At 63.1% G+C, this 22595-nt stretch carries 21 protein-coding genes and 1 tRNA gene; 7 read left to right on the top strand and 15 right to left on the bottom strand.

Annotated elements, in window-relative coordinates; all coding sequences use genetic code 11:
• Nucleotides 1–56: 56 nt before the first annotated feature.
• The 5 genes from ACS3WA_RS02080 to ACS3WA_RS02100 form a co-directional block, all read right to left on the bottom strand.
• On the bottom strand, nucleotides 57–455 hold the full coding sequence (locus ACS3WA_RS02080) for a DUF930 domain-containing protein (RefSeq protein ID WP_438276892.1): 399 nt from the start codon (nucleotides 453–455) through the stop codon (nucleotides 57–59).
• 391 nt (nucleotides 456–846) lie between these two features.
• Nucleotides 847–1308, bottom strand: coding sequence for a PTS IIA-like nitrogen regulatory protein PtsN (ptsN, locus tag ACS3WA_RS02085; RefSeq protein ID WP_438276893.1), 462 nt, complete (start codon nucleotides 1306–1308; stop codon nucleotides 847–849).
• A 242-nt stretch (nucleotides 1309–1550) separates the two neighbouring features.
• On the bottom strand, nucleotides 1551–2147 hold the full coding sequence (gene hpf / locus ACS3WA_RS02090; RefSeq protein WP_438276894.1) for a ribosome hibernation-promoting factor, HPF/YfiA family: 597 nt from the start codon (nucleotides 2145–2147) through the stop codon (nucleotides 1551–1553).
• A gap of 56 nt (nucleotides 2148–2203) precedes the next feature.
• Nucleotides 2204–3844, bottom strand: coding sequence for an RNA polymerase factor sigma-54 (rpoN, locus tag ACS3WA_RS02095; protein WP_438276895.1), 1641 nt, complete (start codon nucleotides 3842–3844; stop codon nucleotides 2204–2206).
• Between the two features lie 337 nt (nucleotides 3845–4181).
• The gene (locus tag ACS3WA_RS02100) at nucleotides 4182–4568 is read right to left on the bottom strand and encodes a DNA-directed RNA polymerase subunit N (RefSeq protein WP_438276896.1); all 387 of its coding nucleotides are present in this window, start codon (nucleotides 4566–4568) and stop codon (nucleotides 4182–4184) included.
• Nucleotides 4569–4809: 241 nt separating this feature from the next.
• Here ACS3WA_RS02100 and ACS3WA_RS02105 point away from each other — a divergent pair, with 241 nt between their 5' ends.
• Complete coding sequence (locus ACS3WA_RS02105) at nucleotides 4810–5088, top strand: hypothetical protein (protein WP_438276897.1); 279 nt, start codon at nucleotides 4810–4812, stop codon at nucleotides 5086–5088.
• A gap of 62 nt (nucleotides 5089–5150) precedes the next feature.
• Here ACS3WA_RS02105 and lptB read toward each other — a convergent pair whose 3' ends face one another.
• The 6 genes from lptB to ACS3WA_RS02135 all read right to left on the bottom strand — a co-directional run bounded on the left by lptB (nucleotide 5151) and on the right by ACS3WA_RS02135 (nucleotide 10485).
• Nucleotides 5151–6155, bottom strand: coding sequence for an LPS export ABC transporter ATP-binding protein (gene lptB, locus ACS3WA_RS02110; RefSeq protein ID WP_438276898.1), 1005 nt, complete (start codon nucleotides 6153–6155; stop codon nucleotides 5151–5153).
• Nucleotides 6156–6359: 204 nt separating this feature from the next.
• Nucleotides 6360–7040 carry an LptA/OstA family protein gene (locus ACS3WA_RS02115; protein ID WP_438276899.1) on the bottom strand — a complete coding sequence of 227 codons (681 nt, stop codon included), beginning with the start codon at nucleotides 7038–7040 and terminating at the stop codon, nucleotides 6360–6362.
• A gap of 8 nt (nucleotides 7041–7048) precedes the next feature.
• Complete coding sequence (gene lptC / locus ACS3WA_RS02120; RefSeq protein WP_438276900.1) at nucleotides 7049–7807, bottom strand: LPS export ABC transporter periplasmic protein LptC; 759 nt, start codon at nucleotides 7805–7807, stop codon at nucleotides 7049–7051.
• 359 nt (nucleotides 7808–8166) lie between these two features.
• Entirely contained in the window at nucleotides 8167–8787 is a 621-nt protein-coding gene (locus ACS3WA_RS02125) for a ribonuclease D (RefSeq protein ID WP_438276901.1), read from the bottom strand.
• A 161-nt stretch (nucleotides 8788–8948) separates the two neighbouring features.
• Nucleotides 8949–9542 carry a hypothetical protein gene (locus ACS3WA_RS02130; RefSeq protein ID WP_438276902.1) on the bottom strand — a complete coding sequence of 198 codons (594 nt, stop codon included), beginning with the start codon at nucleotides 9540–9542 and terminating at the stop codon, nucleotides 8949–8951.
• A 346-nt stretch (nucleotides 9543–9888) separates the two neighbouring features.
• Nucleotides 9889–10485: a tetratricopeptide repeat protein gene (locus ACS3WA_RS02135; RefSeq protein WP_438276903.1), complete on the bottom strand. Its 597-nt coding sequence runs from the start codon at nucleotides 10483–10485 to the stop codon at nucleotides 9889–9891.
• A gap of 556 nt (nucleotides 10486–11041) precedes the next feature.
• On the opposite strand from ACS3WA_RS02135, the gene ACS3WA_RS02140 reads away from it, so the two are divergent.
• The 4 genes from ACS3WA_RS02140 (at nucleotide 11042) to ACS3WA_RS02155 (ending at nucleotide 16775) form a co-directional block, all read left to right on the top strand.
• Nucleotides 11042–12247 (top strand): efflux RND transporter periplasmic adaptor subunit, encoded by a 1206-nt coding sequence (locus tag ACS3WA_RS02140; protein WP_438276904.1) that lies wholly within the window; start codon nucleotides 11042–11044, stop codon nucleotides 12245–12247.
• 14 nt (nucleotides 12248–12261) lie between these two features.
• Entirely contained in the window at nucleotides 12262–13845 is a 1584-nt protein-coding gene (locus ACS3WA_RS02145; RefSeq protein ID WP_438276905.1) for a DHA2 family efflux MFS transporter permease subunit, read from the top strand.
• A 242-nt stretch (nucleotides 13846–14087) separates the two neighbouring features.
• A complete protein-coding gene (locus ACS3WA_RS02150) occupies nucleotides 14088–15044 on the top strand; it encodes an NAD-dependent epimerase/dehydratase family protein (protein ID WP_438276906.1) in 957 nt (318 codons plus the stop codon).
• Nucleotides 15045–15257: 213 nt separating this feature from the next.
• Nucleotides 15258–16775 carry a protein adenylyltransferase SelO gene (locus tag ACS3WA_RS02155; protein WP_438276907.1) on the top strand — a complete coding sequence of 506 codons (1518 nt, stop codon included), beginning with the start codon at nucleotides 15258–15260 and terminating at the stop codon, nucleotides 16773–16775.
• 143 nt (nucleotides 16776–16918) lie between these two features.
• Here the strand turns inward: ACS3WA_RS02155 and ACS3WA_RS02160 are convergent.
• Nucleotides 16919–17005: transfer RNA gene (locus ACS3WA_RS02160), tRNA-Leu, on the bottom strand.
• A gap of 151 nt (nucleotides 17006–17156) precedes the next feature.
• Between ACS3WA_RS02160 and ACS3WA_RS02165 the strand changes: the two genes are divergently transcribed.
• Nucleotides 17157–18122, top strand: a complete 966-nt coding sequence (locus ACS3WA_RS02165) for a complex I NDUFA9 subunit family protein (RefSeq protein WP_438276908.1) — start codon at nucleotides 17157–17159, stop codon at nucleotides 18120–18122.
• 138 nt (nucleotides 18123–18260) lie between these two features.
• On the opposite strand, the gene ACS3WA_RS02170 is transcribed toward ACS3WA_RS02165, so the two are convergent.
• On the bottom strand, nucleotides 18261–19067 hold the full coding sequence (locus tag ACS3WA_RS02170; protein WP_438276909.1) for an undecaprenyl-diphosphate phosphatase: 807 nt from the start codon (nucleotides 19065–19067) through the stop codon (nucleotides 18261–18263).
• Between the two features lie 190 nt (nucleotides 19068–19257).
• Between ACS3WA_RS02170 and ACS3WA_RS02175 the strand changes: the two genes are divergently transcribed.
• On the top strand, nucleotides 19258–19950 hold the full coding sequence (locus tag ACS3WA_RS02175) for a glutathione S-transferase family protein (protein ID WP_438276910.1): 693 nt from the start codon (nucleotides 19258–19260) through the stop codon (nucleotides 19948–19950).
• Nucleotides 19951–20150: 200 nt separating this feature from the next.
• Here ACS3WA_RS02175 and panE read toward each other — a convergent pair whose 3' ends face one another.
• The gene (gene panE, locus ACS3WA_RS02180) at nucleotides 20151–21071 is read right to left on the bottom strand and encodes a 2-dehydropantoate 2-reductase (RefSeq protein WP_438276911.1); all 921 of its coding nucleotides are present in this window, start codon (nucleotides 21069–21071) and stop codon (nucleotides 20151–20153) included.
• Nucleotides 21072–21153: 82 nt separating this feature from the next.
• Nucleotides 21154–22503 (bottom strand): MATE family efflux transporter, encoded by a 1350-nt coding sequence (locus tag ACS3WA_RS02185; RefSeq protein WP_438276912.1) that lies wholly within the window; start codon nucleotides 22501–22503, stop codon nucleotides 21154–21156.
• Nucleotides 22504–22595: the final 92 nt, after the last annotated feature.

The following is a 22595-nucleotide window of genomic DNA, read 5'->3' on the forward strand; positions in this document are numbered from 1 at the left end:
CGCGCAAGTTATCGACTGAGAGCATTTTCATACGACAGTGCGGCCTTGAGAACCGCTCAGTCCCACAGCCCGTATTCCTGCCACTTCGATTTCGGGATCATCGCGCCGACGCGATAGGTAAACGACAGCACGTTGAGATGATCGGGCGATGCTTTGCATCTGTACGAGAATGCGTACCATTTTCCGCCACTGCGAAACGCGCCGCCGCTGGCTTCGATCGTGTCGCCGTGATGCCGTGGCGGGGTAATGACGTTGGATTTGGCGCGATCTGGTTTCGGAAGATTTCCGCTCTTGCCGATGTGTTCGACTGCCGCGAGGTCGCAGACCTGTTCCAGCCGTGTTTGCGGATCAAGCTTGCCGAGGCTTGCAAGAAGCCTCGGATCCGCCGCGCCGGCCGGCGTCGTGACCGCGAGAGCGAAGGCGCAGATCAGCAGGATGGATATCGCAAAAGGCATCATGACTCCGGATGGATTGTCGATGATTTCTGTCAGCGGCGGCCAACGGGCTCCAGCTTCGCCGTATCGTCCGGTGGAGGAGGGGACTTCGACGATCGTTCCGCCGGAACTAAGAATCTCTCTAGAACATTTTCGCTTCTGATTGAATCAGAAGCATGCTCCAGATGAGACATGCTCGGCCCGAAAAACGCCGGCGGTTTTGCTCCATTCCTTTCAAAAATACCCGAATCGATCCGTCCATGATTTTGGATTGATTCGCCCCCGAAATCATCGTCGTTTTATGGAGTGCATTTGCGTTCGCGCATTTCAGCAGCCGCAAGAGCCCGCGGAGAAGGGCTGCGAATGCTGGAAGCGGACCATCAGCCGGTGTGATTGGTTGATTCGCAGCAGCTCAGGGGACGGTCGCCGGCGGCAGCGCGAGCACGGAATAGATCGCCTCTGCATCGCGCGAGGCGCGCAGCTTGTTGGCGATGTCCTGATCGCGCAGCAGCCTTGCGATTCGCGCCAAGGCCTTCAGATGATCCGCGCCGGCGCCCTCGGGCGCCAGCAGCAGGAAAATCAGATCGACCGGCTGGCCATCCATCGCCTCGAAATCGATCGGGCGGTCGAGCCGTGCGAACAGGCCGAATATCTTGTCGAGTTTCTGCAGCTTGCCGTGCGGAATCGCGACGCCGTAGCCGACCGCCGTGGTTCCGAGCTTCTCCCGCCGCAACAGGACCTCGAAAACGGCGCGGTCGTTCTGCCCCGTCAATTCAGAAGCGCGCGCGGCCAGTTCCTGCAGCGCCTGTTTCTTGCTGTTGACTTTCAATGCAGGAATGATCGCCTCGGGTGCGACCAGGTCGGTAATCATCATATGACGTTCCGAGGTGAGTTTTGCCGTCAGGTTGCGAAAGACACGTCAGACAAGCAGCAACTGCGTGAGCCCACATCAGGGCAAACGCACATGGTTCGCGGCCCTCCGGCCGGGTGACCGGCCTTATAGTCTAACGCGAGCCCGATGCCAATTCCTGAACTTTTGTCCCTGCCCGGTGGAAAACCGATCCCGAAGGGCCGCGGACCATAGGGATCGGCGGCCCGGGCGTCAATTGCGGCTGGTCACGCCGAGCCGTTGACCGCCGGCGGGTCGATCCAGCCCACATTTCCGTCAGGCCTGCGATAGATCACGTTGACGCGGCCGCTGGAGCCATGCTGGAAAACCAGCACGGGCACACCGGTGAAATCGAGCTCCATCACCGCCTCGCTGACCGAGAGCCGCCTGAGCGACGTCGTGGCTTCCGCGATGATGACCGGATTGAAGGCGGTGACCTCCTCCTCGCCGTCGACGGCGGGCGCCTCGATGACGTAGCTCGGCGCGTCGAGCTCGGCGATCGCTTCTGCCGCGGCATGCGCCTTGCGGGCCGAACGATCCTTGAGGCGGCTCTTGTAGCGGCGCAACCGCTTCTCGATCTGCAGCAGCGCCTGATCGGCGCTCAGATAGGCGTCCGCGGCGTTGGATTCGGCTTCGAGCGTCACTCCGGAATCCAGATGCAGCGCGCAGTCGGTACGGAACCCGAAACCATCCTTGCTTAGCGTGATATGACCCGAATACTTTCCGTCAAAATATTTTCGGAGAACTTCGTCGGTGCGACCGCTGAGGCGCCCGCGCAGCGCCTCGCCGACATTGATGCTCTTGCCCGAGATTCGAAGTGTCATGGCACGCCTCGTCCATCATGAGTAGGAATGGATTATCGGGCGTGGCGGGCGCGCAATCAAGCCGGCGTGGCGTCGCTGGAGCGGTCGGTCGGCGGGGACGCCGTTCCCGGTTTGCCGGGCAGGTTCTGCTTGTCGCGGCGGCGCTGCACCGAGGAGGGAATGCGCAGGGCCTCGCGATATTTCGCGACGGTGCGGCGGGCGATATCGATGCCGGCTGCGCGCAATTGTTCCACAATGGTGTCGTCGGACAGGACGGCCGCCGGATCCTCCGCGTCGATCAGCCGCCTGATGTGATGGCGGACGGACTCCGCGGAATGGGCGTCGCCGCCGTCGGCTGAGGCGATCGATGCGGTGAAGAAATACTTCAGCTCGAAGATGCCGCGATTCGTCGCCATGTATTTGTTGGCGGTGACGCGGGACACCGTCGACTCATGCATCTGGATCGCGTCTGCCACGACCTTGAGATTGAGCGGCCTCAGGCGTGCGATGCCGTGCGTGAAAAAGCCGTCCTGCTGGCGCACGATCTCGGTCGCCACCTTGAGAATGGTGCGGGCGCGCTGATCGAGCGCGCGGACCAGCCAGGTGGCGTTCTGCAGGCAGTCGGTGAAATAGGTCTTGTCGCCGTCCTTGCGGATCGTCTTCGACAGTTCCGCATAGTAGCTCTGGTTGACCAGCACGCGCGGCAGCGTATCGCTGTTGAGTTCCACGAGCCAGCCGCCGTCCGGGCCCGGCCGCACGTAGACGTCCGGCACGACGGTCTGCGTGCGCGTGGTGCCGAACTTCAATCCGGGCTTCGGATCGAGATGGCGAATTTCTCCGATCATCTCGGCGAGGTCTTCGTCATCGACCCCGCAGATCCTGCGCAGGGCGGCGAAGTCGCGTTTCGCCAGCACGTCGAGATGCTCGATCAGCGCCCGCATCGCCGGATCGTAGCGGTCCTTCTCGCGCAACTGGATCGCAAGGCATTCGCTCAGGTTGCGGGCGCAGATCCCCGGCGGATCGAAGGTCTGCAGCACCGCCAGCACGGCTGCGACGTCGCCTGCGCCGGCGCCGAGCTTGTCGCCGACCTCGCCGAGGTCGGGCGGCAAGTAACCGGCATCGTCGACGAGATCGATCAGATATCGTCCGATCATGCGTTGCGCCGGCTCTGTGACCGCGACCGCGAGCTGTTCGGCGAGATGCTCGGCGAGCGTCACCTCCGCGGCGACGAAGGCTTCGAGATTGTAGCTGTCGTCGCTCGAAGCGCCGCCGCCCCATTCGGTGAACGTGGTCGGCGCGGAATCCTGCGCGGTTCGCGCTGCGGCTTCGGACGGCTCTTCCGGAAAGACGTTCTCCAGACCGCTGTCGAAAGTGTGCTCGATCTCGGTGCGGCTGCCGAGATCGCGGTTCATCCACTCCTCAGACGCGGATTCGGAATCCCGGCCGCCCGTGCGATCGCCCGCGCCGTCATCCCCGAACGCCGCGGCCTCGCTGTCTGAAAAGCCGGCAGCCGCTTCGGAAGGCGTGGAGTCCGCCGCCGCTGAACCAGAGCCGTCGTCGCCGGCGCGTTCCAGCAGCGGGTTGCGTTCCAGCTCGCTCTCGACGAATGCGGCAAGGTCGAGATTCGACAGTTGCAGCAGCTTGATCGCCTGCATCAGCTGCGGCGTCATCACCAGCGACTGGGACTGTCGGAATTCGAGTCTCTGAGTCAGCGCCATGCCAAGACCGGTCCAAGATTGGTCCGATTCTTGCTTAACTTTTTTGCGGCGAGATGTACACGCCTTGACGGCGACGAAATGCGACTCTGGCGGGACCCTGAGTCGTCAAAATACGCTCGCTCGCGTCGCCGGCGCGTTTCCCGCTTCTGACGAAATCAGAAGCGGGCATGATTCCGATTCGAAGCGAATTCTTAACGAACCGATAGCGGATCAAGTCGAGGGCACGGCTTATTCAAAACGCGAAGGCGCCGCGCGACCGTCATGGCCCGCGCCGGATCAACTTGAGCCTCTCAAATTCAAGCCTTGAGAATCAAGAACCGGAATCGAGAACGCGTCGTCAATCCAGGGCCTGCACCGGCGGCATCGTCGGTTCGAGGTCGACGGCGCGCGGCGTGGCCGCTGCTGCCGATGGGGCGTGCGGCCTTCCCGTCTGCGCGGGCGGTGCGCGGCGGGTATCGGTCACAGTGGTCAGCCGCCGTTGCGATCGTCTGGCTGATCGCTGGTGCGGTCGTCTCGAGGAGTGACGCATTCCCCATGAATGCGCGATCGACGGCCCGGCGGTGTAGCCGACCACCGCGCCCGCGAGCGCCCCGACCGGACCCAGCACCACCGCGCCCGACAGGGCACCCAGCGCAGCGTCGCCGGCGCGCTCCTGCGCCAGCACCGCCGAGGACAGCAGCGGTAACGCCAACGCGGCCGCAGCGACGACTTTCACGATTTTCATTTTACGCTCCCCATTTTGTCCGTGAGGAAGACTGAAGAATGCGGCGAGACGGCGGTCATCGCGCCGCCGAGAAGCCCGACCAGGTTCCAAATTTGGCCACCGCCGCCCGGCAGCTTCGGCGGACTTGGCTGGCTCCGCGGCGCCAGAGCCGTCGCGCTTGCGGAGGGAATTCGAAGCCCGGCCCGGTGATTCGATTTGGCGCGGTCTCTTAGCGCACCACGAGGAAATTCACATGTTGAGGATGAGCCTTCTTGTTGCGGCCGCGAGTTTGCTGGTCGCGTTTCGGGCGTCCGCCGCCGACTTCTCCTATGCCGGCGAGCCCCCGCAGCTCGCGCCAGTCGCTCCGATGCGTATGGTTTGCGACGATTACGGGAATTGCTACCGCACGCGCGCGCAGCGTTATGTCGAACGCTGGCATGATGACGACGATGAGGATGACGGCGGCCAATACCGCTACGATCGTCCGCGCTATGTCGCGCCGGATCCCGGCTTCTATCACCACTATGATGACGACGAGTAGCCCGCGGCGGATTTCGCGAATCGCGACACGCACTCCAGCATAGCCGTTCAGCTATCTGCGCGTTATAGCCGGAATTCCTCGCCGAGGTAGAGACGCCGCACGTCGGGATCGTTGACGATCGCGTCGGGAGTGCCCTCGGTCAGGATTTCGCCGGCATAGACGATATAGGCACGGTCGGTCAGGCCGAGCGTTTCGCGGACATTGTGGTCGGTGATGAGCACGCCGATGCCGCGATTGGTCAGGTGGCGCACCAGGTCCTGAATGTCGCCAACCGCGATCGGGTCGATGCCGGCGAACGGCTCGTCCAGCAGCATGTAGTTCGGGCGCGTCGCCAGCGCGCGCGCGATTTCCACGCGCCGCCGCTCGCCGCCGGACAGCGCGATCGACGGCGACTTGCGCAAGCGCGCGATGTTGAATTCCTCGAGCAGCGCGTCGAGTTCGGCCTCGCGCTTCTTCTTGCTGGGTTCGACGACCTCGAGCACCGCGCGGATGTTCTGTTCGACGCTGAGGCCGCGGAAGATCGAGGCTTCCTGCGGCAGATAGCCGATGCCGAGCCGCGCCCGCTGATACATCGGCAGCTTCGTCACATCGTGACCGTCCAGTTCGATGGTGCCGCGATCGGCAGGAATAAGACCGGTGATCATGTAGAACACGGTGGTCTTGCCGGCGCCGTTCGGACCCAGCAGTCCGACCGCCTCGCCGCGCCGGACATAGATGCTGACGCCGCGCACCACCTGTCGCGAACCGAAACTTTTTTCCACGCCGTGAACGGCGAGGTAGCCGGGACGCTGGGCCATCCGCGGCGTGCGGCTCTCGCTGGGGGCAGCGCGCGGACGGGGAGCCTCCGGCGCCGGGCGAGCCGGCGGCCGGGATCGGGGGATGGGCGGGGCAGGAGGAACGTCGCGGGGAGCCGCGCGGGAAACCGGCGGCGCGTCGCGCACCGGATTGGTCAGCATGTCGCCGACGGTGTCGTCGCCGAGCGCCGTGATCCCGGGCTGGTTCCGTGCGAACGCTTGCGGCCCGCGCTTCTGCGGCCGTTTGCGGAACACGTTGAAGATGTCCACCATGGGCGCTTGCTCAGCCTCTCACGGTCGTTCGCCCGCACCCGCAGCGTGCCTGATTCGTCGCACAAGCATGAAGGAGCAGATCGCACTTGCCCAGCGAGCGGCCGAAATTAGTCATGCTTTCGGTGAGGCCGCGCGCACCAGATACAGAGCGTCGCGCATGGATGCAACCTCGGAGGTCGCGTTCGCCGGTCGAACACTATGATGTTACTTGGGTTTTTTAGGGGCCAGGGGAGCTATGGGAGATCCGGAACCCGCGCAGCTCTCGTTGTTCTGAATGAATAGACCCTGCACCCTGCCGCTATTGGATTCGACGCGCGACACGCCGGTGGTCATGTCGACCAGCAGCTTGTCGCCGCGCAACACGTTCTTGCACTGGGTCAAGACGACCTTGCCCAGCATCGTGATCAGGTTGGTCCTGGTGTCGAACACTGCGGTCTCGCCGGTCACGACCTGGTCTTTCTGGGTCACCACCACGTCGCCCCTGGCCTCCAGCCGCTTGATCGAGGACGCCCCCGACGGTCCCGGCGTCGCCGCAGCCATCGTCGTCTTCGCCGGTGCGTTGCCCTTGGCGTTGGCATTGGCCGAATTGCCGCTCTCGTAATAGACCACGAGGGTCTTCGACGTCATCGTGGTGTCGCCCTGCACCACCTTGACGTTTCCGGAGAAGGTTGCCTCCTTTTTCTTGTCGCGCATCTCCAGCGCGGCGGCCTCGATCTGGATCGGCTGATCGCGGTTTTGCGAAAAGCCCTGCATCGCATTGGGAACGCCCTGCACCGAGCTTTGCCCGGCCGCTTCGCCGGCCGCCGTCACGGCGAAGGCGATCAATCCGCTGCACAGCAGGCAGACGAGGCGGGTCGCCCGCGGGAGATCGACACGGCTTTGCATGGCCAGAATCACTTCGTGTTGCCGGTTTTGCGCGGGGGGCTGTGCATGCGCTCCGCCGCGGATGCCGCCGGCGGCGGCGTCTCCTTGGCGGCCGCATCCGCGGTCGCGGCGGGATTGTCCAGGATCAGATGCATCACGACATTGTTTTCGAATCGCACCACGTCGCCTTTTTCCGAGACCTTCATGGTGTCGGCGGTCAGCGTCCCGTTCAGCAGTTTGACGTCGACAGGCTGGTCCGAGGTGACCGTGCCGCGGCCCATATCGACCAGCGCATGGTTCAGCCGCGCCTCGTATCCCGTCGACGACTGCATGAAGATGTCCTTGTGCAGATCAAGTATCTGCGTTTTCGTATCGAACAGGCCGGTGCGGGAATCCAGCGTTACCGTCGTGCGGTCTTCCATCAGCACCTTGGCGCGCAAGGTATGCAGCTCGACATGATCGGGATCGGTGATGTCCTGAGTCGCCGTCGTGGCGCGCATCTCGTAGGGCCGCTTGTCCGGCGTGAAGCCCGACAAGTGCGGCGACTCCATCGTGATCTTGGTGCCGGAGACGACGAGATTGTCCGTGTCGAGCGGCAGCTTGGCCAGCGCGCGAAAGGGATTGAAGACCGCGATCGCGATCAGTCCGCTCATGACGAGACCGACCACGGCCGGCACCGCGATCCGCAACGCCCGCACCATGCGGCTGTGGCGCGCCGCGCGGGCGAAACGCGCTTCCAGCCCGGTCTGCAGTCCGGCTTGATAGGTGGGTTTCTGAACCGGATACACCGCTGCTCCAGGCGTCTGTTTCAAAACATGATCCCGAAAGATGAAAGCCGGTTTTCGAACAGGATCATGCTCAATCAAAAGACAGTGTTTGAGTCGGATCTACGCAATTGGATCGCGCTCCGACCATTCTACCCCGAACCGCGGCGTTTCGCAGCCCGGCATCGCAAGACGAAGCGCCGCGGCCGGCCGCACGATTCCGCCGTCCCCGCGACCCGGAACGCGGTGCTCAATTTGCCGTGACGATCGCCGCAAAACCGGCGCCACCGAGAACGAGGAGTGTGACCGAAACGGGGCGGATTTGTTCATGTCGCAGCCTGTTCTGTCCGGCCGACCGCCCTCGGCAGCCCGGATCGTGCTGCTCACGCGTGGGCAAAAATGTCCTCGTCTCTCCATCCGCAGAGATCGAGTCTGGCCCGCGTCGGCAGGAATTCGAAACAGGCGCGCGCCAGGTCGGTGCGATCCTCGCGCGCCAGCATGGCGTCGAGCTTGTCGCGCAGGGCATGCAGGTGCAACACGTCGGAGGCTGCATAGGCGAGTTGCGCGTCGCTCAGTGTCTGTGATCCCCAATCACTCGATTGCTGCTGCTTCGACAGATCGACGTTGAGCAACTCACGCACCAGGTCCTTCAGGCCATGCCGGTCGGTATAGGTGCGGGTCAGCCGTGAGGCGATCTTGGTGCAATAGACCGGCTGGGGCATGACGCTCAGCCCGTTGTAGAGCGCGGCGAGATCGAAGCGCGCGAAGTGGAAGATCTTGACGATGTTCGGGTCGCCCAGCAGTTTTTTCAGGTTCGGCGCGTCATGCTGGCCGTGCGCGATCTGGATCACGTCGGCGGTGCCGTCGCCCGGCGACATCTGCACCACGCACAGGCGGTCGCGGTGCGGATTGAGGCCCATCGTCTCTGTGTCGATCGCGGCTGAACGGGTGTAGCGCGCAAGCTCCTGGTCCGGCAGATCGCCACGGTGCAGGCGAATGGTCATGTGTCTCGGCCTCGGGGGTCATCGAATCGGCGCTGTTCCAAGCTACCGCTCAAATGAGCAGGAGGCGAGAGCTGCAAATCAAGCTTTTTCGTATTCGAAAGCGCGCGACCGCCTGAAACGTGTCAGGTTCGATTGAACGCTTATTGTCAATCCACACCTGTTTAGATGCGGAGCAGGGGATCGGGCTGTACCTCGGATAAAGGTCGATCCTTCAATGTCCATTCGCGCTGTATCTCATGCACATGGACGTCCCGAGCACCGGCTTTCGTCAATATCTGGACGGCGAGGTTCTCCGCGGTGGCGTCCCGTACACTCACCCAGAGGACTATTCCGCCTCGCGAAAGTTGTTGCGAAACGCTTTCGCTGTGGTGGTTCGCTATCGCTCTGGCCAAAAGAGCGCCCAGTCCGCCTCCAGCCGCGCCGCCGGCAATGATCGCGCCGATTGTCGGCACAGCCAGACCACCGGAGCCGGCAGCGACTGCGGCAGCCGCGACGCAGCCGATATAGAAGGGAATACCTACGGCCGCCGCTTCCCCTTCGACACGAGAGTCCTTTTCGACAAAGGCAGTCCCCGGCGCCTGCCGATCGTCCTCGATCTCGACGAGAGTGTGATGAAGAGGCCCCATTCGCTCCTTGATCGTCTCATCGCTTGCGAGCACGGAAATCGTCGCTCTGTCAAAACCTGAGACCTCGAGTTCATCAACTGCGGCTTCCAGCGCCTCGCCGTCGGAAAAAACTCCCACGGCTTCGCGCACGCTATAATTCACTGTCCCATTAGTGTTTTCGGACATTTTGGGAAACTCCTATCAGTTTGTCATACTCAGCGGCGCTGCTTCGGCAACGCGCTCAGGTAACTGATAGAACTCGATTTAAGACGACAATGTTCCTGTCCAGCCTGGCGACAACGCGACGGACACGATGATTTGCGATTACCCAAAAGTCATTCTTGTTACGTGACGCTCTTGTTACGTGACGTCCTCCCGATCGAGGTCATTGCCAGTTTCGAGCGTGACCGGGAAGGACGGTCGTGGCGGAACCGTCCTTGCCGTCTTTTACAAGCCGTAATCGATTTCCTCAGGAATTCTCGCAACGCAATAGGTGTTATTCGCCTCCAGCCGCGCCGCTCTTCCGGGCGCTATCCAGATCGGCCAGATTTTTTTGCGATTGCGCGACATCGGGATGATCGGGAGGGAGCGCCTTCTCCCGGATCGCGAGTGCCTGCTTGTAGAGCGACTCGGCCTCGGCGTAGCGGGCCTCGTCCTTGTAAACCGAGGCCAGGTTGTCCATCGCCGAGGCGACGGAGGGATGGTGCGCTCCGAGCGATTTCTCGAAGATTGCGACCCCGCGCTTGTAGAGCGGCTCGGCCTCGGCGTAGCGGCCCTGGGCCTTGTACACGTAGGCCAGGCTGTTCAGCGACTGCACGAGATCCGGATGATCGGGCCCGAGCGCCTTTCGCCAGGTCGCCAGCGCCCGCTTGCAGAGTGGCTCGGCCTCGGCATAGCGGCCCTGGAGGCTGTAGAGCTCGGCCAGATCGGTCAGCCCGAGTGCGACAGAGGGATGCTCGAGCCCGCGCGTCTTCGCGCAGATGGCCAACGCTTGTCTGTACAGCGGCTCGGCTTCTGCATAGCGCCCCTCTGCTTTAAAGATCTCGGCCTGATCGTTCAGCCTCGCCGCAAGCATGATTTCTGATACTGCCATAACACTGGACTCCTGACTCGCGGGCGAATTTAGCCAAAACAGGGAACGCCGGTCTGCCCTAATTCGCCCCGGATTCTTCGATTCCAGGCACTTATAGCGTTTTCCAGCGAAGTGGATACCGGTTCGCGCGAAGAAAATGCGTCAAATCAAAATCATGGAGCCGCTCGTTTCTGATTTTATCAGTAGCTAAAGGCTCAGCCCTGCGTTTGACGCGGCTGGGGGCAAGCCCGGAAATTAGCGCCTCACCGGACGCGGGTACAGCGACATCGTGACCTGACCTCACCGGCGCGACCGACCACAGGGTTGCGGCCTCGTCTGCCAACTGGAACGCGCAGCGCCCAGGCCCGGGGCTATGCGTATTTCGTTCGAGGTCCCTTCGGCCATGCTGCGGTGTCGTGCCGGAAGCCGAGCGCCATGCGGCGCTCACGCTTTCCGCGCCGTTCGCGGATCAAATAGCATCGGAAGGCCCTGCCGCTCGGCGCCGGAACAAGTTTTCCCAGAGGCCGTTTAACATTTTTGGTCAAATCGCGATACGGGGGCGCGAGCGAGGCCGTACATGGCTGACATGACAGCAGAAGCGGGCTCGGGTCGCGCCGATCAGAGACCGCCTCGACAGGATGCTTCCTCGCCCACCGGCAGCGCCAAGGTACGATCAGAGCAACAACAGCCCGCTGTGGGTCGCGACAAGCCGGCCAAGACGCCGGACGACGCGCCTGAGGAGACCTCCCGGCAATCGGGCATCCGCAGCACCGTCAGCAATCATCCGATCCTGGCAATCGTTTGTCTCGGGCTGGTGGTTCTCGCGATCATCGCCGGGATTCTCTGGTATCTTCACGCCCGGCACTACGAGAGCAGCGACGATGCCTTCATCGACACGCGGCCGGTGCTGGTGAGTCCGCAGGTGACGGGCAGCATCGTCGACGTCGCCGTGACCGACAATCAGGTCGTCAAGCGCGGAGAGCTTCTGGCGAAAATAGATCCCCGCGACTATCAGGCCGCCGTCGATCAGGCTGATGCGCAAATCCGGCAAGCCGATGCGACCCTGCAAAATCTCGACGCGCAGATATCGGCCCAGCAGGCCCAGATCGATCGCGCCGAAAAACAGGTGGCGGAAGCCCAAGCCGCGCTGAAATTCTCCGAAGATGAAAACCGCCGCTATCAGGATCTGGTGCGGACCGGCGCGGGCACCGTCCAGCGCGCGCAGCAGGCGGCGTCCGATCTCCATAGCAAGCAGGCAGCGTTCGCCGCGTCCAATGCCGCGCAAATTGCTGCGCAACGGCAGATCGACGTCCTCGCTGCGCAGAAGGCGGCGGCTCGCGCCCAGATCGACCAGAGCAAGGCGCAGAAGGATCGTGCTGACGCCGACCTCAGCCGCACCGAATTGCGCGCCACTGTCGATGGACGGGCGACGAAACTCACGGCCGCCGTCGGCGCGCTCGCCTCGCCTGGCCAGTCGATCATGGTGGTGGTGCCGCTGGATGTTTGGGTGACGGCCAATTTCAAGGAATCGCAGCTCGCCGACATGCGCGTCGGCCAGCCCGTCGAGATCGAGATCGACGCCTTCGGCCGCTCGTTCTCCGGACATATCGACAGCATACAGGCCGGCAGCGGCACCGCCTTCAGTCTGCTGCCTGCAGAAAACGCCACCGGTAACTACGTCAAGGTGGTCCAGCGCGTGCCCGTCAAAATCCTGTTTGACAAGCTGCCGGATGTCGAGCTCGGGCCCGGCATGTCGGTGGTGCCGCGCGTGACCGTGCGCTGAGCGAGTCGCGCGCAATGGCTGCCGACTCTCACACCGGCGAATATGGCGGCGTCAATCCGTGGCTGATCGCCACGCTCGTCGCGGTCGCGACGTTCATGGAAGTGCTCGACACCACCATCGCCAATGTCGCATTGCGCTACATCTCCGGCGGGCTCGCGGTCAGCGCCGATGAAGCCTCCTGGGTAATTACGACTTACCTCGTTGCCAATTCAATCGTGCTGTCGGCGAGCGGTTGGATCGCCGCCATGTTCGGCCGCAAGAACTTCTTTCTGGTCTGCATCGCGCTGTTCACGCTCAGCTCGCTGCTCTGCGGTCTTGCCTGGAATCTGCAGTCGCTGCTGATCTTCCGGGTGATGCAGGGCCTCGCCGGCGGCGGCATGACGCCGGTGGCGCAATCGATCCTCGCCGCGGCATTTCCGCCGGCCAGGCGCGGACAGGGTTTTGCGCTGTACGGCATCGCTGTCGTGGTCGCGCCGGTTGTCGGGCCGACGCTCGGCGGCTGGCTCAGCGACAACTGGTCGTGGCACTGGTGCTTCCTCATCAACGTGCCCGTGGGAGCCGTGTCGCTGGTGTTGATCTACCTGATCATCCCGACCTCGCCCATGCGCGAAAAAGAACGCAAGGCCATGTGGACCGAGGGTCCGAATTTCGACCTCACGGGTTTCCTGCTTGTTGCGACGTGTCTGGGCGCGCTTGAGGTGGTGCTCGATCGCGGCCAGATTGAGGACTGGTTCAGTTCGACCTTCATCGTGACGTTCGCAGCCCTCTCAATCATCTCTGCCATGCTGTTCATCCCATGGGAGCTGACCCGCAAGCAACCCCTGATCGATCTGCGGATGCTCGCCGGTCGGCAGTTCGGTTCGTGTTTCGTCATTATGCTGGCGACCGGCGCGCTGCTGATCGCCACCACGCAGATGCTGCCGCAACTCCTGCAGGAACAATATGGCTACACCGCCACCATTGCCGGCCTTTCGATCTCGCCGGGCGGGCTCGTCACCATGTTCATGATGGTCGTGGTGGGACGGATCAGTTTTGTTCAGCCGCGCTATCTGATTGCCGCAGGCGCGACGATCGCGACTCTCGCGATGTTCGATCTGTGGCGCATGTCGCCCGACGCCGACTTCTGGTATTTCGCCTGGTCGCGCATCTATCTCGGCATCGGATTGCCGCTGATCTTCATCCCGATCACCACCGCTTCATACGATGGCATTCCGCCGGACAAGACCGATCAGGCGTCGGCTCTCATCAATCTCGCCCGCAATTTTGGCGGCTCCGTCGGTGTCGCGATTGGCCAGACCGTGCTGGCGCGGCGCGAACAGTTCCACCAAAGCCGGCTGGTCGAGCACATCGGCTCATGGAATCCAGTCTACAACGATACGCTCAACCATCTGCAGACTTACTTCAGGGGGCAAACGGCCACGGGCAATGTGTCCGGCACCAGCACCGCCTACATCGGCAGGATGCTGCAGGGCCAGGTCGCGATCATGGCCTATATCGACGTGTTCGTCGTACTGGCGGGAATCGCAGCGCTGATCGTGCCACTGGCGCTGTCGCTGCGAACGGTGAAGCGCAGCGAAAAACAGATGGCCGGACATTGAGGCAGGGCCGACGTTGTAAGAACGGTTTTGCCGCGTCTGCAAGCGACGGCTCGACCGGCGCGACAGAACCGTGACGCGAGCCTCAAGCCGCTTGTCAAATTCATGGCGGGACTGTGTCGCAGGATCAGAAGACGGCATGCGACCAGATTCGCGGTCGCTTGCCGATGCGCTGGCGAACGCTTGTATTCATCGGACACAACACCAACCTAACCCGTCAGCAGCAACAACCCGTAAGGTGTTCCATGCGTATTTTCGTTGCTGGCGCCACGGGCGCTGTCGGACGCCGCCTGGTTCCACGTTTGATCCATAGAGGGCATAGCGTGACCGGATTGACGCGAACGCCCGCGAAAACGGACCTCTTGCGGAAACTCGGCGCCGACCCCGTGGTCGCTGATGCGCTCGACGAGAAAGCCATTCATGCCGCGGTCGTTGCCGCGCGGCCGGATGTGATCGTGCATCAACTCACGGATTTGAAGGGCACGTCGGACCTGCGCAAATTCGACCGCACCTTCGCGAGCAGCAACCGGCTGCGCACGGTCGGAACCGACCACCTTCTTGCAGCCGCGCAGGCCAGCGGCGCGAAGCGAATGGTCGCGCAAAGCTTTTGCGGCTGGCCCTATGCACGGACCGGCGGTCACGTGAAGACCGAAGACGATCCGCTCGATCAGGATCCGCCGCGGGAACTCCGCGGCACGCTCGACGCGATCCGCTATCTCGAGCACGCCGTGACGACGACGCCCGGGTTGGTCGGCGTTGCGCTGCGCTACGGTGGATTCTATGGCCCGGATACCGGCTTCTGCGATCCATCCATTATCGAGCAGATTCGCAAGCGCCGCATGCCGCTGATCGGCGGCGGCACGGCGTGGTGGTCATTCCTGCATGTCGACGATGCCGCCGAAGCGGCCGCGGTCGCGGTCGAGCGTGGCGAGGGCGTTTACAATATCGTCGACGATGACCCGGCGCCGGTGCATGACTGGCTCACGGAGATCGCCAGGATGCTCGGCGCCAAACCGCCGTTCCGCATCCCCGCCTGGCTGGGCCGCATCGTGGCCGGACAACATCTCGTTGTCATGATGACCGAATCCCGGGCAGGATCGAACGCCAAGGCCAAGCGGGACCTCGGGTGGTCGCCACGCTATCCGTCCTGGCGCCAGGGCTTTTCCGAAATCATCGAAAAGGACATGCGGCTGGCCGCATAGAACGGCGTGATGCCGCATATCGCCCAAAGACTGCCGGGAATGGCCTGCTTCGGCAATCCAGGAAAAGACGGCAACCGCCCGGGCTTGCGCAAAGTGCGGCACATCTTTAATCCCGACCCGCACATCGAAATTGCAGGGGCGTAGCTCCGTTGTGCCCCGTCAAACCGCAAACCTCCGGCTTGCTTTTCGCGGCCAGGTCACGACTTTAGGGCCATGACGTCCTTGACAGAAACTTCCCGTTCCGCGCCCGCAGATGCGGCAGCGTTCATCCCCTTCGACAATACCTATGCCCGGCTGCCGGAGGTATTTTATCAGCGCGTGAAACCGGCGACGGCGGCAGCGCCCCGACTGCTGCGCGTGAACGACGCGCTCGCCCGCCAGCTACGCATCGATCCTCAGTTTCTCAAGAGTCCTGAAGGGGTCGCCGTTCTTTCCGGCAACGTCGTCGCACCCGGTTCCGATCCGATCGCGCAAGCCTACGCCGGGCATCAGTTCGGGGACTTCGTCGCCCAGCTCGGAGACGGGCGCGCCATCCTGCTCGGTGAAGTGGTCGACGTTGCAGGCAAACGCCATGATGTTCAGCTCAAAGGTTCGGGGCGGACCCGCTTCTCTAGAGGTGGCGATGGCCGCGCAGCGGTAGGGCCTGTCATTCGCGAATACATTGTCAGCGAGGCCATGGCCGCGCTCGGCATTCCGACGACGCGCTCGCTGGCCGCGGTATTGACCGGCGAAAACGTCATTCGTGAGCGGATGTTGCCGGGCGGTGTCCTGACCCGCGTCGCATCGAGCCATCTGCGCGTCGGCACGTTTCAGTATTTTGCTGTACGGGGCGACGTAGAGAATCTTCGTGTTCTCGCCGACTACGCCATCGAGCGGCACTATCCGGAAGCGCGCTCGGCTGAAGACCCGTATCGCGCCTTCTACGACGCGGTGGTCGCGGCGCTCGCCCGGCTGGCCGCCCGATGGATGCTCGTTGGCTTCATCCACGGTGTTCTGAACACCGACAACACTGCGATCGCCGGCGAGACGATCGACTACGGCCCCTGTGCCTTTATGGACGCCTACCATCCGGACAAGGTCTTCAGTTCGATCGACCACTTTGGACGCTATGCGTTCGCCAATCAGCCTGCCGTCATCAAATGGAATCTGACCCGGTTCGCCGAGACACTGCTGCCGCTGATGGCGGATGGCGCAGACAAGGCGATTGAAGCCGCCAACGCATCGATCAGGCTCTTCAACGATCATTTCAACCGGGTATACCTTGCCGGCCTTCGGCAGAAACTCGGTCTAGCGGCTGAAATGGAAGGAGATTTCGAACTCGCCTCCGATCTTCTGACATCGATGGCTGAGAATCAGGCGGATTTCACATTGACCTTCCGTGCCCTGTGTGATGCGGCAGTCGATCCCAAGTGCGATGCAGGCGTGGGGGCGCTTTTCGCAAACCCGTCCGCGTTCGACGCATGGGCCGCACGCTGGCGCCAGCGCCTGTCGCTTGAAGAGCGAGCCGCCGAGTCCCGCCGCACCGCCATGCTGGCAGCCAATCCGATGTTCATCCCGCGCAATCACCGCATCGAGGCGGCCATTCAAGACGCCGAAGCGGGACACTTCGATAAATTTCACCAGCTCGTCGAAGTGCTGGCGCGTCCTTACGACGACCAGCCGGAGTTTGCGGACTATGCGAAGCCGCCGGCCCCGGAGGAAGAAGTCCGGCAAACCTTCTGCGGGACATGATCTCCCGTCGGCAGATAATAAACGCCAAATCTCAGTTGTAGGGGGCGGGGCTGGAGCCTACTGCTTCTGATTCATCAGAAGCGGAAAGGGTCAATTCCTTGATTTTGCTTATGTGATTTCAAAACCAGCGCTCGAAAGCGTCATGGTGCCCAGGAAAGGACTCGAACCTTCACGACCTTGCAGCCACTGGCACCTGAAGCCAGCGCGTCTACCAATTCCGCCACCTGGGCACGGCCGGGTTAGTAGGCATCGGCCGCGCGCTTGTCAAATCCTTGAAGAGGCGACCGAATACGGGTGGGGCATCGCGCCGGTTGACGGGCCGCGGAATGGCGGAATATCCCTTGTTTTCGACCTGATACCAGCGCCCTTGAGGACCAGACCATGGCATCGAATATGGACACCCTCGTCACGGTTTTCGGAGGCTCCGGCTTCCTCGGCCGGCATGTGGTTCGCGCGCTCGCCAAGCGTGACTACCGTATCCGGGTCGGCGTCCGGCGCCCCGAACTGGCGGGACACCTGCAGCCGCTCGGCAAGGTCGGCCAGATCCATGCCGTGCAGGCCAATTTGCGTTATCCGGCGTCGGTGCGCGCGGCGATGCGCGACTCCCATGTGGCGATCAACCTGGTCGGCATCCTGAGCAAGAGCGGCGCACAGACCTTCGATGCCGTGGTGGCCGAGGGCGCCGCGACGGTTGCGAAGGCGGCCGCGGCTGCGGGCGCGCGCATGGTGCATGTTTCGGCGATCGGCGCGGACGCCAGGTCGGCCTCGGCTTACGCCCGCGCCAAGGCCGCCGGCGAAAAGGCGGTGCTGGCGGCGATGCCGTCCGCAACCATTCTGCGGCCGTCGGTGATGTTCGGTTCCGAGGATCAGTTCGCCAACCGGTTTGCGGCGCTGGCACGGATGTCGCCGGTGCTGCCGCTGATCGGCGGGACGACGAAGCTGCAGCCCGTCTATGTCGATGACGTCGCCGCCGCGGTCGCGGACGCGGTCGACGGCCGGACCAAGGCGGGCGCGGTCTATGAACTCGGCGGTCCCGAGGTGCTGACGATGCGCGAGATCATGCAGATCATCCTGCGCGTCATCGAGCGCGACAGGATACTGGTGCCGCTGCCGTTCATCGCCGCCCGCTTCAAGGCGATGTTTTTGCAGTTCGCGCCGGGCGCGCTGAAACTGACGCCGGATCAGGTCACCATGCTCAGGACCGACAACGTCGTGTCCGAGGCGGCGACCGCTGCGGGCCTGACGCTCCCGGGACTCGGGATCTCGCCGGACTCGATGGAGGCCGTGGTGCCGCAATATCTCTGGCGTTTCCGCAAGGCCGGCCAGTTCGCGACCAAGGGGGCGTGATCTTCGCCGCGCGTGCTCCGGATACTGCGCGGCACGACGTGTTGAGCTGCCGATCCGGGGCCGTAACGGATCACTGCATTTGTTGTGGTCCCGGTTCAGCGAAGCAGCGCGATGCGCCGCATCGCGCCCGGGACAAGATCATCTTCCCAGCGCCAGCGCGATCAGGCCGAGCGTGCCGACGATCACCCGCCACCAGGCGAAGAAGGTAAAACCGTTGCGCGTGACGTAGCTGAGGAATGCCTTCACCACGATGATCGCCGTGACGAACGACACCACGAAGCCGATCGCGACGATGACGAGATGGTCGCTCGTCATGTCTGCGCGGCTCTTGTAGAAATCATAGGCGAAGGCGCCGATCATGGTCGGGATCGCGAGGAAGAAGGAAAATTCCGCCGCCGAGCGCTTGTCGGCGCCGAGCAGCATCGCCGAAACGATGGTGGCTCCCGAGCGCGACACGCCGGGAATCATCGCAGTGCATTGCGCGATGCCGATCCAGATATACATCGATAGCGGAAAGGTGGTGGCGTCGTACTCGCGCGGCTTGTGGTCGAGTTGATCGACCCACATCAGCGCCGCGCCACCGACGATCAGCGAGAAACACACCACCCAAGGATTGAACAGCAGTTCCTTGATGTACCTGCCGGCGAGCAGTCCGACGATCACGGCCGGCATGAAGGCCGCAAGCACGCCGATGACGAAACGCCGGTCCGCGGCATTGGAGAACATGCCGAGCGCGATCCGCCACAATTTCCCAAAATAGATGACGACAATTGCAAGAATTGCGCCGAGCTGGATCAGCACCGTGAACGTATTCCAGAAATCTCCCGCGCCGAGATCGAAGAAGCGTTCCGCCAGCAGCAGATGTCCGGTCGAGGACACCGGCAGGAATTCGGTCACGCCTTCGACGATCCCGAGAATGACGGCTCTGATCGCATCGGAAAACATGAAATATCTGCTCCGAATCGCATTCGACGGCACATTGCGGGCTTTTTTCGCTTATTCGCCGCATCGCGGCAATGCCGAAATTCGTCTGATCCGCGATCGGCGCTCCCAAAGCTTCAGGCGGGCTTTTGGGCCGGCGGCGTTAACACATTAGAGATACTTTTTTAAGAATCGCATACTTATCAAGGACGTTATGTTCACGCTGTTTCATCATCCATTCTGTCCGCAATCGCGCTTCATTCGCCTCGCTCTCGGCGAGCACGGCCTTGATGTGCGGCCGGTAGAGGAGCGGGTATGGGAGCGGCGCGAAGCATTTCTCGCGCTCAATCCGGCCGCCACCACGCCGGTGCTGATCGCCGAAGGCATCCCGGCGATTCCCGGCGCGGCCATCATTGCGGACTATCTCGACGAGACCTATGGCGAACGGGTCGGCGAGCGGCGGCTGCTGCCGGCCTCGATGTCTGAGCGCATCGAGGTGCGCCGCCTGATGGCGTGGTTCAACGAGAAGTTCTTCGAGGAGGCGTCCGGCCCGCTGGTGACGGAGCGCATCTACAAGCGCTTCATGCGCGAGGAGAACGGCGGCGGCCCGCCCGAGACAGACGTGATCCGCGCCGCGAAGGCGAATGTGCGCCATCATCTGGCCTATATCGGCTGGCTGGCGCGGACGCGGAATTATCTGGCCGGCGAGAAGCTGACCTATGCCGATCTGGCCGCCGCGGCGCATTTATCCGCGATCGACTATCTCGGCGACGTCCCCTGGGCCGAGGACGAGGCGGCGAAGGCGTGGTATGCGCGGATCAAGTCGCGGCCCTCGTTCCGGCCGCTGCTGAGCGAGTGGCTGGCTGGCGTGCCGGCGTCGCGGACCTATGTCGATCTGGATTTCTGAGGATTGCCTCCGTTGTCCATGAATGCCGGACATCCCGCTCTCGCCGTGGCCCCCTGCGAACGCAGGGATCCGTAATCCCCGACATACTGAGGCGTTCGAACGGGTGTCCGAACTGCCGCGGCTCAGGCCATCATCGATCCGTCTGCGACATGGCGCATGGATCCCTGCTTGCGCAGGAACGGCGGCGCTCCAGCGCAGCGTCATTCCCGCCGGCTCTCGTAGGCTTTCAGATGCGTATAGATCGTGCGCAGCTTCGGCACGGGTAGCCTCGCCGCCTCTGCGCGGGTGATGAGATCGCCGATGATGTGATCGGCCTCGACCCGCGCGCCGGCCTCGACGTCGCGGAACATCGAGGCGGTCAGCGGCGAACCCTCCGCCGTCAGGATTCCGGTGGAGGAAATCAGAACTTCCTCGCGCGGTGTGTTCCCGGCCGCCCTGGCGATCCCTGCGATTTCATCGCGTGCGCCGAGGATGAAATCGCGGCCGCCGGGTGCGGCGACGATCTGGCCGATGGAAGCGCGCATCACGCAGGTGGCGCCGGCCAGCGTCGCCAGAAACACCCACTTTTCCCACATGTCCTGGATGATGTCGTCGGACGCCTGCGATCCGCAATTGGCGCCGGCGAAGACATTTGCGATGGCCCTGACCCGGTCGCTCATGCCGCCGTCGCGCTCGCCGAAACGAAGCAACTGCATCGGCGCGAGGTGAACGATCTCGCGCTTGGCGTTGAGCGTGACTGCGAGCGAGCACAGGCCGCCGAGCACGCGATCGCGGCCGAATTTGGCGTCGAGCCTCTCCAGGTGCCGCATTCCGTTGAGCAGCGGAATGATGGCCGTATGAGAGCCTGCGGCGGGCGCGAAAGAGGCGATGGCATCGTCGAGGTCGAACGCCTTGCAGGCCAGCAGCACGGCGTCGAACGTCTCGCTCAAGCCGTCGGCCTGCACGGTCGGAGGATTTTTCAGTGTCACGTCGCCGTGCGGGCTCTTGATAACGAGACCGGTGCTTGCCAGCTCGGCGGCGCGTTTGGGACGCACCAGAAAGGTCACGTCCCGATCGGCCTGGAGCAATCTGCCGCCGAAATAGCCGCCGGTTGCGCCGGCCCCGACCACGAGAATGCGCATCGATTTACTCCGTATTTGTCATGCCCCGATTTGTTGAGCCGAGTTGGCTTCGACGCCGGCTCGCGCGCCGCACACTGTCGCCTCAGATCAGCCGTTTGATCTCGCGCTTGCGCCAGACCATCTGGTAGAAGCCCATCTGCAGCACCATCATGGTGCAGAACGCGGCCGGATAGGCGATCCAGACGCCCTCGACCCCGATCCGGCGGCTGAGCACGACCGCGACCGGCACTTCCACGGCGACGATGGCGAGAATCGACAGCAGCGTCGGGACCAGCACCGTGCCGCTCGCGCGCATGGTGGCCGAGTACACGGTGGCCATGCCGAACGGGACCGTGCTCCATAACACGATGAACAACAGCGTTTGCGCCAGATCGAGTACCTCAGGGCCGGTGATGAAAAGGCCGATAATGAGCCGCGACAGCAGGTAGCCGAGCGCGACCAGTCCGCCGGTCAAAAGCAAATTGAGCCACATTCCGGTGCGGACGATCGCGCCGATCCGCTGGTTGTCGCCGGCGCCGATCGCCTGCGCCGCGAAGATCGACGCGGTGATGGCGATCGAGATCGCGGGAAATTGCGCATAGCTTAACACCTGATTGACCGCGCCATAGGCGGCGGTGGCGTCGGATCCGAATCCGTTGACGATGCCGAGCAGGACGATTTCCGCGAGCGACATCACCACGAGCTGGATCGCGGTGGGCACGCCGATGCGCAGCACCTTGCCGAGCAGTTCGCTGTCCAGCCGCATGGCGCGGAAAAACACCGCATCGGGCGCCAGCGGATGATTCATCCGCCGCATGTGGACCCCGAGCCAAAGCAGCGTCACGACCGAGGAAATCGCGGCGGCGATCGCGGCGCTGGCGACGCCGAGCCGGGGCAGACCGAACCATCCCTGGATCAGCGCCGGCGTGACGACGAGCCCGATCACGGTGGAGATCGCAAGCGCCCAGAGAGGAGTGACGGTATCGCCGACGCCGCGCATCATCGCGGTGGCGAGCAGGAAGGTGAAGGTCGCCGGCATGGCGATCATCATGATGCGGGCGTAGTCGGTTGCGGCGTCGAGAATGTTGGGCGGCGTCGCCAGCGCCACCATCAGATGTCGCGCGAACAATCCGCCGCCGATCGCGATCGCAACGCCGCCGAGCAATGTCAGCGCCAGCGTGGTCGCGGCGATCGCCTTCGCCTTGCCGCTGGCGTTCGCGCCCCACGCCTGGCCGATCAGCACCGACGAGCCCGCGCCGAGACCGATGATGAAGGAGATGAAGAAGAACATCACCGGAAAGAAGATCGAGGCGGCGGCGAGGGCGTCGACGCCGATCATCTGGCCGAGATAGATGCCGTTGATGGTGCCGAACAACGACTGGAGCACGTTGCTCAGCATCATCGGCATCAGGAAGAAGACATATGCGTGCCACAGCGGTCGCACGGCGGTCATGATCGGATCCTTGCAGGAGTTCTGACGGCACCGCCGAAAAGCTAGCTTTGAATTTGACACGTCGCATTGCGAGACCGCAGGTCGCCGCCAAT

Origin of the sequence: Nitrobacter sp. (assembly GCF_051535235.1) — a bacterium.
GTDB lineage: Bacteria > Pseudomonadota > Alphaproteobacteria > Rhizobiales > Xanthobacteraceae > Nitrobacter.